Source organism: Agrobacterium vacciniicorymbosi (assembly GCF_040427045.1).
Taxonomy (GTDB): Bacteria; Pseudomonadota; Alphaproteobacteria; order Rhizobiales; family Rhizobiaceae; genus Agrobacterium.
In genome coordinates this window covers 91554-104936 of record NZ_JBETMF010000013.1, presented here as the reverse complement: position 1 = coordinate 104936, position 13383 = coordinate 91554, and the positions used below count along the sequence as shown (strand labels likewise).

General features: G+C 57.2%; 11 protein-coding genes and 1 riboswitch. Of the genes, 7 read left to right on the top strand and 4 right to left on the bottom strand.

Annotation, left to right across the window (positions count from 1 at the left end):
• Window positions 1–28: 28 nt before the first annotated feature.
• Genes ABUK73_RS19190 through ABUK73_RS19180 form a run of 3 tightly spaced genes read left to right on the top strand, consistent with a single transcriptional unit; the run spans window position 29 to window position 3485 of the window.
• A complete protein-coding gene (locus ABUK73_RS19190; RefSeq protein ID WP_113086463.1) occupies window positions 29–979 on the top strand; it encodes an ABC transporter permease in 951 nt (316 codons plus the stop codon).
• A 2-nt stretch (window positions 980–981) separates the two neighbouring features.
• Window positions 982–1824 (top strand): ABC transporter permease, encoded by an 843-nt coding sequence (locus tag ABUK73_RS19185; protein ID WP_113086464.1) that lies wholly within the window; start codon window positions 982–984, stop codon window positions 1822–1824.
• Window positions 1824–3485 (top strand): ABC transporter ATP-binding protein, encoded by a 1662-nt coding sequence (locus ABUK73_RS19180; protein WP_353578692.1) that lies wholly within the window; start codon window positions 1824–1826, stop codon window positions 3483–3485. The genes ABUK73_RS19185 and ABUK73_RS19180 overlap by 1 nt, the downstream gene beginning before the upstream one ends.
• A gap of 8 nt (window positions 3486–3493) precedes the next feature.
• Here ABUK73_RS19180 and ABUK73_RS19175 read toward each other — a convergent pair whose 3' ends face one another.
• On the bottom strand, window positions 3494–3970 hold the full coding sequence (locus ABUK73_RS19175; protein ID WP_113086804.1) for an Lrp/AsnC family transcriptional regulator: 477 nt from the start codon (window positions 3968–3970) through the stop codon (window positions 3494–3496).
• Window positions 3971–4197: 227 nt separating this feature from the next.
• On the opposite strand from ABUK73_RS19175, the gene ABUK73_RS19170 reads away from it, so the two are divergent.
• On the top strand, window positions 4198–5523 hold the full coding sequence (locus ABUK73_RS19170) for an NAD(P)/FAD-dependent oxidoreductase (RefSeq protein ID WP_353578691.1): 1326 nt from the start codon (window positions 4198–4200) through the stop codon (window positions 5521–5523).
• Here the strand turns inward: ABUK73_RS19170 and ABUK73_RS19165 are convergent.
• Entirely contained in the window at window positions 5520–7748 is a 2229-nt protein-coding gene (locus ABUK73_RS19165) for a heavy metal translocating P-type ATPase (protein WP_353578690.1), read from the bottom strand. The genes ABUK73_RS19170 and ABUK73_RS19165 overlap by 4 nt on opposite strands.
• 215 nt (window positions 7749–7963) lie before the next feature.
• Window positions 7964–8110, top strand: a riboswitch (FMN riboswitch).
• A 112-nt stretch (window positions 8111–8222) separates the two neighbouring features.
• On the opposite strand from ABUK73_RS19165, the gene ribB reads away from it, so the two are divergent.
• On the top strand, window positions 8223–8864 hold the full coding sequence (ribB, locus tag ABUK73_RS19160) for a 3,4-dihydroxy-2-butanone-4-phosphate synthase (protein ID WP_353578689.1): 642 nt from the start codon (window positions 8223–8225) through the stop codon (window positions 8862–8864).
• 81 nt (window positions 8865–8945) lie between these two features.
• Here ribB and ABUK73_RS19155 read toward each other — a convergent pair whose 3' ends face one another.
• Together ABUK73_RS19155 and ABUK73_RS19150 are read right to left on the bottom strand one after the other, a co-directional pair.
• Window positions 8946–9881 (bottom strand): dihydrodipicolinate synthase family protein, encoded by a 936-nt coding sequence (locus ABUK73_RS19155; RefSeq protein WP_353578688.1) that lies wholly within the window; start codon window positions 9879–9881, stop codon window positions 8946–8948.
• A 140-nt stretch (window positions 9882–10021) separates the two neighbouring features.
• Window positions 10022–10741 carry a GntR family transcriptional regulator gene (locus ABUK73_RS19150; RefSeq protein WP_353578687.1) on the bottom strand — a complete coding sequence of 240 codons (720 nt, stop codon included), beginning with the start codon at window positions 10739–10741 and terminating at the stop codon, window positions 10022–10024.
• A 254-nt stretch (window positions 10742–10995) separates the two neighbouring features.
• Here ABUK73_RS19150 and ugpB point away from each other — a divergent pair, with 254 nt between their 5' ends.
• Together ugpB and ugpA are read left to right on the top strand one after the other, a co-directional pair.
• The gene (gene ugpB, locus ABUK73_RS19145) at window positions 10996–12300 is read left to right on the top strand and encodes a sn-glycerol-3-phosphate ABC transporter substrate-binding protein UgpB (protein WP_353578686.1); all 1305 of its coding nucleotides are present in this window, start codon (window positions 10996–10998) and stop codon (window positions 12298–12300) included.
• 194 nt (window positions 12301–12494) lie between these two features.
• Window positions 12495–13376, top strand: coding sequence for a sn-glycerol-3-phosphate ABC transporter permease UgpA (ugpA, locus tag ABUK73_RS19140; protein ID WP_113086472.1), 882 nt, complete (start codon window positions 12495–12497; stop codon window positions 13374–13376).
• Window positions 13377–13383: the final 7 nt, after the last annotated feature.

Sequence of the window (13383 nt, the reverse complement as noted above, 5' to 3'; positions counted from 1 at the left end):
CCAGGATTGTTTCCGAAAGAGAGGCCGCATGAACAAACATGTCCTTGCACTTGTGATAAACCGGCTCTTCGTGGCGATCATTACCCTCTTGATCGTCGCCTTCACCGTGTTTTTCGCAACCGAGATGTTGCCGGGCGATGTCGCGCAGATCCTGCTCGGACAATCCGCAACGCCGGAAGCCGTGGCGGGTCTCAGAACCGCCATGCATCTCGATGACCCGGCCATTTTGCGTTTTCTCCGCTGGCTTGGGGGACTGTTTGTTGGCGATCTGGGCAAATCCTACGCAAACAACATGGCCATCGTGGACCTCATCGGCGGACGTCTGGCCAATACGATGAAGCTCGCCGCCGTGACCGCGCTGTTTTCCATTCCCATCGCGCTGACGCTCGGCATCACCGCCGCCATCATGCGGGGCACGATTTACGACCGTATCGTCACGACAATCACCATCACGGTCATCTCCGTTCCCGAGTTCATGGTGGCGACCTCCGCTGTTTTGATTTTCGCGGTCTATCTGAAATGGCTGCCAGCGCTTGCTTTTGCCAATGAAGTCCATTCCTTCGGCGAATTGCTGCGCGTTTTCGCCATGCCCGTCATCACGCTCAGCTTCGTCATTTCCGCCCAGATGATCCGCATGACACGCGCTGCCGTCATCGAAACGCTCGACACGCCCTATGTGGAAATGGCGTTGCTGAAAGGCGCGTCACGCTCCCGCATGGTGTTGCGCCACGCTCTTCCCAATGCGCTTGGCCCCATCGTCAATGCGGTTGCGCTTTCGGTGTCCTACCTGCTGGGCGGCGTCATTATCGTCGAGACGATTTTCAATTATCCGGGCATTGCCAAATTGATGGTCGATGCCGTTTCCACCCGCGACTTGCCCCTTATCCAGACCTGCGCGCTGATTTTCTGCCTCGGTTATCTCATATTGATCACCATTGCCGACATCATCGCCATCGTCTCCAATCCGAGGCTCCGCTGATCATGGCAGGTTTTGCTCTTTCTCCCCGCAAGCTCGGATATCGTTTCAACGCGGTTGGTATTGCCGCTCTGACGGTCATTCTCTTCTGGGCCGTGATTGCGATCTTCGCGCCGCTGTTAATCCCCTACCCGGTGGGAGACATTGTCGATTTCGATTATTTCGGCCCGATGTCGCAAAAGTTCATCATGGGCACCGACTATCTTGGCCGCGATATCTTCTCCCGTATTTTGATGGGTGCTCGCTATACCGTCGGCATCTCTCTGGCATCGGTCGCCATCGCCTGCTTTTCGGGCGTGACACTCGGCATGTGCGCTGCCGTTACGGGCGGATGGTTCGATACGTGCTTATCGCGTTTTCTCGATGCGTTGATTTCTATCCCCAGCAAGCTGTTCGGCCTCGTCATCGTGGCGGCCATGGGGCCATCCATTCCGGTCCTGATTATGACGATGGCGATCATCTACACACCGGGCTCCTACCGCTTTGCCCGCTCGCTTGCCGTCAACATCAACACCATGGATTTCGTAACGGTTGCCCGCGCGCGTGGAGAAGGCGTTTTTTACATCATCCGTTCGGAAATCCTGCCCAATATCTTGGGACCGGTGCTGGCCGACCTCGGCTTGCGCTTCGTTTTCATCGTGCTGCTCTTGTCAGGCCTGTCCTTCCTCGGCCTTGGCGTGCAGCCGCCAAATGCAGACTGGGGTGCGCTGGTGCGGGAAAACATCGGCGGGCTTTCCTACGGTGCACCTGCCGTGATGTTTCCATCCATCGCGATCGCCACGCTCACCATCAGCGTCAACATGCTGATCGACAATCTGCCGCAGAAAATTCGTGACCGGAGTGCTTGATGGCCAATCTCGTTGAAATTCGTGACCTCAAGGTCGAAGCGAAAACAGACACTGGCCGCACAGTCGAAATCATTCGCGGTGTTAGTTTCGATATTGCCGATGGTGAAATCGTTGCTCTGATCGGTGAAAGCGGTTCCGGCAAGACGACCATTGCGTTGACGATGATGGGCCACACCCGTCCGGGCTGCAAGATCGTTGGCGGCTCGGTGCGTCTTGGTAACAACGACATGGCCGCAACATCACGCAGAGGCCTTGCGAAACTGCGCGGAACGGAAGTTGCCTATGTGCCGCAAAGTGCCGCTGCCGCTTTCAATCCCGCACAGCGCATCATGGATCAAGTCATTGAAGTTGTGCGCATTCACGGCCTGATGAGCGATGAGGCCGCCAAGGCCCGCGCCATCGAGCTCTTCCGCGCACTGGCCTTACCCAATGCCGATACGATCGGTGATCGCTACCCCCATCAGGTCTCCGGTGGCCAGTTGCAGCGGCTTTCCGCCGCAATGGCGCTGATCGGCAATCCACGCCTCATGATTTTCGATGAGCCGACAACCGCGCTTGACGTCACGACCCAGATCGAGGTTTTGCGCGCGTTCAAATCCGTCATGAAGGCTGGCAATCTCGCAGGCGTTTACGTCTCACACGATCTTGCAGTCGTCGCACAGATCGCGGATCGTATTGTGGTTCTAAAAGGCGGTGAAGTGCAGGAAATTGGCACGACCGAACAAATCCTGACCGCGCCGAAACACCCCTATACACAGGAGCTTCTTGCGGCTTTCAAACCTCATATTCACGCCAGTGCCGCGGAAACTGGCGCCAAGGTGCAAAAGCCGTTGCTGGAAGCCAAAGGTATCGTTGCCGGTTATGGTCCGATACAGGCAAATGGCATGCCGTTGGCGCTGGCCCTGAAATCGGTCGATATCTCGCTGGAAGAGGGCCGCAATCTCGGCATCATTGGCGAATCCGGCTGCGGAAAATCGACCCTTGCACGCGTCATCGCAGGCATTCTGCCGCCTGTTTCCGGCCACATCATCTTTGATGGCAAGGAGCTGGCCCCGGACGCCCGCCAGCGCCGGCGCGAAGAGCTGCGCAAACTTCAGATCGTCTTTCAGTTTGCCGATACGGCGCTCAACCCTTCCAAGGCGATTGGCGACATTCTGGAGCGCCCGCTGGCCTTTTATCACGACATGGACCGAGCCGCGCGCGAGGCACGGGTCGATCAGCTTCTCGACATGGTTCGCCTGCCCCGCACCCTGAAGTTCCGCCGTCCGTCAGAATTGTCTGGTGGGCAAAAACAGCGTGTCAATCTGGCCCGCGCTCTGGCTGCCGATCCGAAAATCATTCTCTGCGATGAGATTACGTCCGCACTCGACACGGTGGTGGCTGCCGCAATTATCGACCTGTTGAAGGAGTTGCAGCGGGAGCTGAAGCTTTCCTACATCTTCATCAGCCACGATCTCTCCGTGGTGCAGGCGATTTGCGATGAAATCGCCGTGATGTATGCGGGTGAAAAGGTGGAGCAGATGCCGCCATCTGCCGTGGGCAATGCCAATGCTCACCCCTACTCTAAGCTGCTGTTCTCTTCCGTTCCCAAACTCGATACCGGCTGGCTGGACGGTCTGGAACGAGACCCAGAACTGGTGCGGGCCTTCGCGCAGCGTTAGAGCGCTGGTTACATCGGAAACAGGCTGGTCAGCGGCATATGCGGCTTGACGATGGGGGATTTCAGCACGACGAAGCTGAAATATTTATCGATGCCGATATCCATGTCGATCAGCCGTTCCATGATCGTCTGATACTCGCCAATGCTGCCGGTGACGAATTTGAGCAGATAATCATATCCACCGGAAACCAGATGGCATTCGATGACTGAGTCCAGTTTCTCAACGGCGGCAAGAAACCGTGCAAAATCGATCTGGCGGTGGTTTTTCAACGTCACCTCGGTAAAGACGGTCAGTGTCTGGCCAAGCTTGCCGATATTGATCTGCGCCGAATAGCTGGTGATGAACCCTTCGGCCTGCAATTTTTTGACGCGCATTAGGCACGGGCTGGGCGAAAGGTTCACAAGTTCCGCCAGCTCGACATTGGTGATGCGGCCGTTCTTTTGAAGTTCATGGAGAATCTTGATATCGATTCGGTCAAGCTTCATTTCGCCAAACATCCTGCTGCGCCATCATCTCGCAGCATAATATGCGGCAAGGCCACTTTCGCAAGCAAAACCGCCCATACGGGCCCCTTCAAAAGCGTGAAAATCCGATTTTGGCAGAATGATGCGCGGCAAGATGCAGCTACAGAATAAAATGCTGCTCGCCGCTTGTCTTGCGGCAGGCGGGAGATTAGGCGGCTGCTAGAATGGTGCGTCGACAGGAGAACGCAATGCCCGCACCGCTGTATCGGATAGAATCCTCACCGCAACTGCCGAAAGAAGCCGATGTTGTCGTGATCGGCGGTGGCGTGGCGGGCGTGTTTTCCGCTTATTATCTGGCACAGCGCGGCTTGAAGGTGGCGCTGGTGGAAAAGGGCCTTGTGGGTGCTGAGCAAAGCAGCCGCAATTGGGGCTGGTGCCGCCAACAGAACCGCGATGCCCGCGAACTTCCCATGTCCACCCATAGCCTGACGCTGTGGGAACGCTTTGCCGAGGAAACCGGCGAAGACGCCGGTTTTCGCCGCTGCGGCCTTCTTTATCTGAGCAACGATGAGGCCGAACTGGAAGGCTGGGCCCGCTGGCGTGATTTTGCCCGCACCGTTAGCGTCACCACCCATATGCTGAATGCCGAAGAGACAAGGACGCGAGGCCACGCCACGAGCAGAGGCTGGAAGGGCGGCGTATTCTCACCGACAGACGGCATCGCCGATCCATCACGGGCTGCTCCGGTGGTGGCGCGGGCCATTCTCAAACGGGGCGGCACCGTGCACCAGATGTGCGCCGCGCGCGGTGTGGAACTTCAGGCTGGCAAGGTCAGCGGTGTCATCACCGAAAAAGGAACGATTGCGACCAAGACAGTCGTTCTGGCGGGTGGCGCTTGGGCCTCCTCCTTCTGCCACCAGCTTGGCATTCGCTTCCCACAGGCATCCACTCGCTCCTCGATTCTGTCTGTGACACCCGGCGCGCAGGGCTTGCCAGATGCCCTGCACACATCGGAAGTCTCCATCACCAGCCGTGGCGATGGCGGCTACACGCTGGCGATCAGCGGACGAGCGCGCGTGGACCCCACCCTGCAAATGCTAAGGTTTGCCCGCGAATTCGTGCCCATGTTCCTCAAGCGCCGCAAAAGCCTGGCACCGGGCGGGCTGGAAGGCTGGAAAGCGGGTCACGAATCTCTGAGCAAGTGGCGTATGGATGCGACCACGCCGATGGAGAAGAACCGTATTCTCGACCCCAAAGTCGACCAAAGCCAGATAGACGAAACCTTCCGCAGGGCGCTGAACCTGCTGCCGGAATTGCGCAAAACCACGATTGCAAACACTTGGGCGGGCTACATCGACAGCACGCCCGATGGTGTTCCGGCCATTGGTGAGGTCAGCGGCGTCCCCGGTCTGATCCTTGCTGCGGGATTCAGCGGCCACGGCTTCGGTATAGGGCCCGGCGCCGGGCATCTCGTTGCCGACCTCATCACTGGCGCGACGCCCATCGTCGATCCCATCCCCTACCGCCCAGACCGCTTGAATACGTCGGTCTGGGGCAAGGTCGCTGAGTTTTAGGCCGGGTTACGCAGCAATCTCAGGGCGTTGAGGGTTACCAAGACCGTCGCACCCGTATCCGCTAAAATTGCAGGCCAAAGGCCGGTGATGCCGAGAATGGTCGTGACCAGAAATACCGCCTTGAGCCCGAGCGACATGGCAATGTTCTGGTGAATATTGCGCATGGTGCGCTTGGAAAGATCGATCATTCGCGCGACATCGCCAACGCGGCCATGGAGAATGGCGGCATCCGCCGTTTCCAGTGCCACATCCGTTCCGCCGCCCATGGCAATGCCGATATCCGCAGCGGCAAGCGCTGGCGCATCGTTGATGCCATCCCCAACCTTGCCGACGATGAAGCCTTGAGCCTTCAACTCTCCGACAATGCGCTGCTTGTCTTCCGGCATCAATTCGGCACGAACCTCTATGCCCAGCGTCTGGCCAATGGCTGTGGCCGTTTGGGCATTATCACCGGTCAGCATCACAATCTTGACGCCTCTGTCCTTGAGGGATTTCAAGCCTTCGGCAGCGTCCATCCGTGGCTCGTCACGCATGGCGATGGCCCCGGCCAAGGTCTTGCCGATGATCAGCACCGAGACCGTCTTGCCCTCGTCGTTCAGCGTAGAGATGGTCTTCCAGTGTTGCTCAGAAATGGCCACACGCTCGGCAGCGGCCTTGGGAGACCCGAGGAAAATCTCCTGCCCGTCTATGATTGCGGTCACACCCTTTCCACCCAACGCTTTCGCATCCGTAGCTGAGGGAATGTCGATATTATTCCCCCCTGCCTTCGCCAGAATGGATAACGCAAGCGGGTGGCTGGAACCGGTTTCGAGTGCGGCAGCAAACTTCAGCACCTCTGCTTCTTCCGTGCCGAAAGATACGATATCCGTGACCTTCGGTTTGCCCTCCGTCAGCGTGCCGGTCTTGTCCAGGGCGACAGCAGTCAGCTTGCCCAAGCCCTCCAGAACGGCACCGCCCTTCATCAACAGCCCGCGCCGCGCACCGGCGGAAAGCGATGCTGCGATGGCAGCGGGTGTGGAGATGACCAGCGCGCAGGGGCAGCCGATCAAGAGAATGGCGAGGCCCTTGTAAATCCACTCGTTCCAATCAGCGCCAACAAAGAGCGGTGGAATGATCGCCACGAGAGCGGCGACAAGAACCACGGCGGGAGTGTAATATTTGGAGAAGCGATCGATGAAGCGTTCGGTCGGTGCCTTCTTCTCCTGCGCCTCCTCCACAAGTTTTACGACGCGGGCAATGGTGTTGTCCTGCGCCGTTGCGGTAACTGTTACGCGGAGTGCTGCATTGCCATTGACCGTACCGGCAAAGACGACATCGTCCTGCTTCTTGTTGACCGGCACGCTCTCCCCCGTCACCGGGGCTTCATCCACGGAGCTTTCACCGGACAGGATAACGCCATCAGCCGAGATGCGGTCGCCGGGGCGCACAAGAATGGTGGCGCCAATGGCAAGGCTTTCTGCAGGCACTTCGCGCGTTTTGCCAGCTTCCTCCAGAAGTGCGGTTTTGGGAACGAGAGCTGCGAGCGACTTGATGCTGTCTCTGGCCTTTCCAGCGGCAACACCTTCCAGCAACTCGCCGACCAGAAACAGGAAAACGACAGCTGCCGCCTCCTCCGTCGCATTGATGATGAGCGCGCCGATGGCGGCAATCGTCATCAGCATTTCAATGGAAAACGGCGTTCCAGCAAATGCCGCCATGATGGCGCGGCGCGCAATGGGAACCAGACCGACCAGCATGGCGAGCGCAAAGGCGTAGATTTGAATGGCGGGAAAGAGGTGGCCGATACCATAGGCGATTACCAGCGCAAGACCGGCCAAAATGGTCATCCGTCCCTTCTTGCTCTTCCACCACGGGCCGATGCTGGGGCCGTGGTCATGACCATGCAGACCTTCGACCGTAGCCACAGCACCCTTCTTATCAAGGGAGGCGTGGCTGTGATCGTGATGGTCGTGATTGCACGCCGGACCGTGTTGATGTGTCGCTTCAGACGTACTGGATGACCGGGCTGCAATCTGCTCGACATCATAACCGAGACCCGTCACCTTCTTGCCGATGGCGCTCAAATCGCTGCTTTCATCATGGCGGACGGTCATCGTGCCTGCGGTAACGGAAACCGAAACGTCGTCCACGCCGGGCATGCGGCGAACTGCGGTATCGATCTTAGCGGCGCAGGAGGCGCAATCCATGCCATCTACGCGAAATCTGGTCTGTAAAGACGTGCTCATATGCCATTCCTCTCAATTACAAACCACGTCTTACGACCTCTAGCAACTAGAGCTGCAAGAGCGAAAATCAGCTATTTTCATTTAAGTTGAATCGGAGAAGATGGGACCCGCCCGATTTTCCGCGAAATATAGGCACACGCAAATTCTTTTCCTAAGGCGGGTCTTTGAAGCAAGCTTTGCCTCTTGATTGCAGGCGCTGTCATGACTTATGTTCATTTTGTTCTCAGGGCGGGGTGCAATTCCCCACCGGCGGTATCGGGATTTTCCCGGAGCCCGCGAGCGCTTTCGGTGGAAGCCGAAAGGTCAGCAGATCCGGTGAGATGCCGGAGCCGACGGTATAGTCCGGATGGAAGAGAACAAGGTGACAGAACCCGCACACTGCGGAGGACCGTCGCGTTGTTCGCCCAAGGGAAATTTGGCGTTTTTAAAAAACGCGAAAGTGCTGGAAACGGCATAACCCTTGAAAGGCAAGACATGACTATTTCTAAAATTGAAGATGCGGTTGCAGCCATTGCACGCGGTGACATGGTCATCGTCGTGGATGACGAAAATCGCGAGAATGAAGGCGACATCATCGTCGCTTCAGACAGCATCACCGCCGAACAGGTTGCTTTCATGATGAACCACGCCCGTGGTCTCATCTGCGTGGCCATGCCGGGTGAGCGGCTGGATGAACTCGATATCCCCTTGATGGTGCCGCGCAATACCGAGTTCCACAAAACGGCATTTACCGTTTCGGTGGACTACATTCCCGGCACCACGACCGGAATTTCCGCCAGCGACCGCGCCAAGACGGTGCGCGCGCTGGTTTCTGCGGAAGCAAAGCCGGATGATTTTGCGCGTCCGGGTCACATCTTCCCGCTGCGCGCCAACCCGCTGGGCGTTCTGGGCCGCACGGGCCATACGGAAGCAGCGGTCGATCTCTGCCGTCTCGCTGGCAAGTTCCCCTCTGGCACTATCTGCGAAGTTGCCAATGACGATGGCACCATGGCGCGTCTGCCGCAGCTGGAAATCTTTGCGGAACGACACGGGCTGATCGTCGTAACAATCAAGGATCTGGTCGATTATCTGACGATGCGCGAGCACGGCGACATCGCCGAAAAGCAGGTCGCCTGATCAACGCAGCATTCCATGAAAGCAAATGCGCCCTGATGGGGCGCATTTTTGTTTGTGCATCTGTTTGCTCAAGGGGAGCGATCAGTTCGGATAACGCGATGTGTACCACGCCTTAAACAGCGCATACTGGTTTTCCAGCTGTCTGCGCTGGGAGGCGCTAAGCTCATCTGTCTCGTTGAAATGCAGCGCGTATTCGGTGTCGCCGTTCAAAACCATCAGATATTTGTAGTGAAGCACGAGGTCCGGGCCTTCGTCATAGGCGGAAAGAACGGTCAGCGCTTCTTCCAGCTCGCGTGCATCGCGACGCGCAGTCGCATCGCCTTTCGCGGCTTTTTCGCACAGGGAAACAAGGTGCAGCACTTCCTTCGGCAACGCATTGCCAATGCCGGTGATGGCACCGCCGGCACCGCAATTGACAAAGCCGTGATAAACGCCGGTATCGACGCCGACCATCAAAGTCAGGTCATCATCGCCTGCCGTGATGTTTTCAGCCGCATAGGTCATGTCGGCTTTGCCGCCGAATTCCTTGAAGCCGATGAGGTTGGAGTAGCGCGAGCGGAGATCGAAGAACAGGTCCGCGCGGGTGGCAAAGCCGTAATAGGGGCTGTTGTAGATCACCGCTGGCAGGCCGTTTGCGGCTTCCAGAATGGCCGAGAAATGCGCCTTTTGCGCAGAAGACGAGGAACCGCGCGACAGCACGCGAGGAATGACCATCAGACCCTTTGCGCCAACCTTCGCAGCGTGCGCAGCGTGGCTGACGGCAGACTTGGTGTTGATAGCGCCCGTGCCGACGATGACGGGAACGCCCGCTTCTGCCAGACGGCGCACGCCTTCCTGGCGTTCTTCATCCGTCAGCAAGGGCCAGTCACCCATGGAGCCGCAATAAACAACGGCAGACATGCCAGCAGCAATCAGCGCCTTGCCCTTTTTGACCAGCGCATCGAAATCCGGCGTGCGATCTGCCTTGCAGGGTGTCATGAGCGCGGGAATGCAGCCGGTGAATATCGTATCAGCCATGTTGTGAGCCTCTTTAAGCCAAGGGCGCAGAGGCCCAATCAATCTCTGAACAACCATCTAACACAGCGTCGAATTTTTGTCGACAAATAAAATACAGAGATTAAGGGCGTGTGAAATCACCTGCGTCAGGCCCTCAAATTTCAGAGAGACAGGTCCACGCTCTGGCGCGTATCGGCAGCGATGTAAGAGCGGATTTGCTGGACGATTTGGTCTGCATGGGCAACCGCAATGCGGTCTGCCTTTTCCACGTCCCGCTCAATGATCGCCTGGATCATGTCTTCGTGTTCAGTAACATAATGACGCGGCAGGACATCGTTGAAGGAAGAATAATAGAGACGCAGAATGCGGCGCCCTTCATCCAGCAATCGCGTGAAAAGCTCGGTGTAATGGCGGTTGCCGCCTGCAACAGCGATGGCAAGATGGAAATCGCGATTGGTCGCAATCATGGCCAGAACATCCCGCTCGTTCACAGCTGTCTCGAATGCGGTTTGAAACGCCTTGATCTTGGCGATGTCTTCCTCTGCATGTTTTGCAGCGGCTAGCCGCGTTGTTACGCGGTACATCAGCGTCAGCGCGTCGAAAAACTCCGGCAGTCCGAGAAAATCGATCTGCGATACGATCGTTGCGCGGTTCGTCAGGGTGGTAATCAGCCCCTCGGCAGACAGTTTGACCAGTGCCTCACGGATTGGCGTTCTTGAAAGCTCGAAACGTTCTGAAAGCTGCACCTCGTCGATGGGGCTGCCCGGGGCCAGTCTCAGCTCGATGATTTCATTGCGCAGCGTCTCGTAAACGGTGGAAACGCCAAACCCTCTGCGGTGGGTCTGTTTTTCCTTCTCGTCCACTTTATCGCTTACGCTCATGCCGCCATATCCCCGCAACCTTCTCGATAGGATCATTTACGATATTCAACGGGATAACGAAATCCCCAAACAGGCCCATGCCAGAGGCCAATGGTGCCGAAAGGAAGGTTTTGCGCCATTTTCGGTAACGCTATTCCCCTTCCCTCTTTCCCATCGAGAAAAAACTGTTGCGACCGTTGCCTTAAGTGAGCATGAGTTACTAAAGGCGATTCTAAATCGCCTCATATCGCGTTCATGGTAAGGGAGGAAATTCCATGAAAGTCGTTCTCACTTCGGTGACATCCGCAGTTCTTGCTACGCTCATGGCATCCAGCGCCATGGCCGCCACGGAAATCCAGTGGTGGCACGCCATGACTGGCGCCAACAACGAAGTCGTTGAACAACTTGCCAAGGAATTCAATGAAAGCCAATCCAACTACAAGGTTCTTCCGGTTTTCAAAGGAACCTACCCGGAAACCCTGAACGCCGGTATTGCCGCGTTTCGCGCAAAGCAGCCGCCTGCGATCATTCAGGTCTTCGATGCCGGTAGCGGAGTGATGATGGGTGCACAGGGCGCAATCGTGCCGGTGGCCGATGTGCTGGAAAAGGGCGGCTACAAATTCAACAAGGCCGATTATCTGCCGGGCATCGTGGCTTATTACTCCAAGCCTGACGGCACCATGCTGTCCTTCCCCTACAATTCATCGTCTCCGATCCTTTATTATAACAAGGACATCTTCACCAAGGCCGGACTGGACGCCGAGCATCCGCCGAAAACATGGCCAGACGTGTTCGAAGCCGCCAAGAAGATCAAGTCCAGCGGCGCAGCGCCTTGCGGCTTTACCTCCACATGGCTGACATGGATTCAGACCGAAAACTTTGCCGCCTGGAACAATCTTTCCTATGGTAGCAATGAAAACGGTCTGGCTGGAACGGATGTGAAACTGGCGTTCAACGCCGAGCCTTTCGTCAAGCACTTCCAGTCGATTGCCGATCTCGCAAAGGACGGCACCTTCCGTTATGGCGGTCGCACATCCGAAGCAAAACAGCTCTTTACCTCGAGCGAATGCGGCATCCTGACCGAATCCTCCGGTGGCCTCGGCGATATCGTCAAGAGCGGCATGAATTACGGCATCGGTCAGCTTCCCTATTACGAAGGCGACGGTCGTCCGCAGAACACCATTCCTGGCGGCGCCAGCCTGTGGGTCTTCGGCGGCAAGTCCGATGACGAATACAAGGGCACGGCTGAATTCTTCCACTTCCTGTCCCAGACCAAAATTCAGTCTCGTCTGCATCAGGTCTCCGGCTACATGCCCGTCACACTTGCGGCGTACGAGGACACCAAGAAGTCCGGCTTCTACGAAAAGAACCCGGCCCGTGAAACGCCGCTGCTGCAGATGATGGGCAAGCCGCCGACAGCGAACTCCAAGGGCGTTCGTCTCGTCAACCTCCCGCAGGTTCGCGACATCATGAACGAAGAGTTCGAGACGATGCTGGCGGGCAAGCAGGATGCGAAGGCTGCTCTCGACAAGGCCGTCGAACGCGGCAATGCGGCCATCCAGCAGGCCATCGGTCGGTAATGCGCTTTTGGCTGCGTGGTCTTCCAGGCCGCGCAGTCAAAGCTATCGAATGGAATGAAGATTCCATTTCGCTGCACGCATCCCAAACCCACGACCACCTTAGCTATCTCATAGAACGCATTTCGATGTTCTAAACCTCTACGCCATTCCATTCGCAGAGCCGCTTGCTGGATCTGCGCTAAAGGAGCCCGACTTTGCAAAGCGTTGTCTTTCCAAACAAGATTCTTCCCTATTTTCTCGTCGCTCCGCAAATCGTCCTGACCGTCGTGTTCTTCTTCTGGCCGGCAAGTCAGGCCCTTTATCAGTCGGCGATGCGGGAAGACCCGTTTGGACTTCAGAGCACATTCGTCGGTTTCGCGAATTTCTCGGCCATTCTTGCCGATCCCAATTATCTGCACGCGCTTCAGGTTACGGTGGTTTTCAGCGTTGCAACGGCGCTGCTGTCTATGGGCGTGGCGCTTTTGCTGGCAACGGCGGCTGATCTGGTGGTGCGGGGCAAGGGCTTCTACCGCACCATGATGATCATTCCCTATGCGGTGGCACCGGCGGTGGCCGGCATGCTCTGGCTGTTCATGTTCAATCCGGCCATGGGCACATTCGCCTATATTCTGCGCCGCAACGGCATTGCCTGGGATCCACTGCTGGACGGTAATCAGGCCATGACACTGGTGGTCGCTGCCGCCGCATGGAAGCAGATCAGCTATAACTTCCTGTTCTTCGTCGCGGGACTGCAGGCCATACCGAAATCGCTGCTGGAAGCCGCCGCCATCGATGGCGCACGCGGCGCGCGCCGGTTCTGGACGATCATCTTCCCGCTGCTGGCACCGACCACCTTCTTCCTGCTGGTGGTCAACACGGTCTATGCCTTTTTCGATACCTTCGGCATCATCCATTCCGTCACCGGCGGTGGCCCGGCCAAAGCCACGGAAACGCTGGTCTACAAAGTTTACAATGACGGCTTCGTCAACTTGAACCTCGGCTCATCCGCCGCCCAGTCGGTCGTCCTGATGGTCATCGTTATCGCGCTCACGGCCTTCCAGTTCCGCTTCGTTGAGCGGCGCGTGCATTACGGTTGAGGGAAAA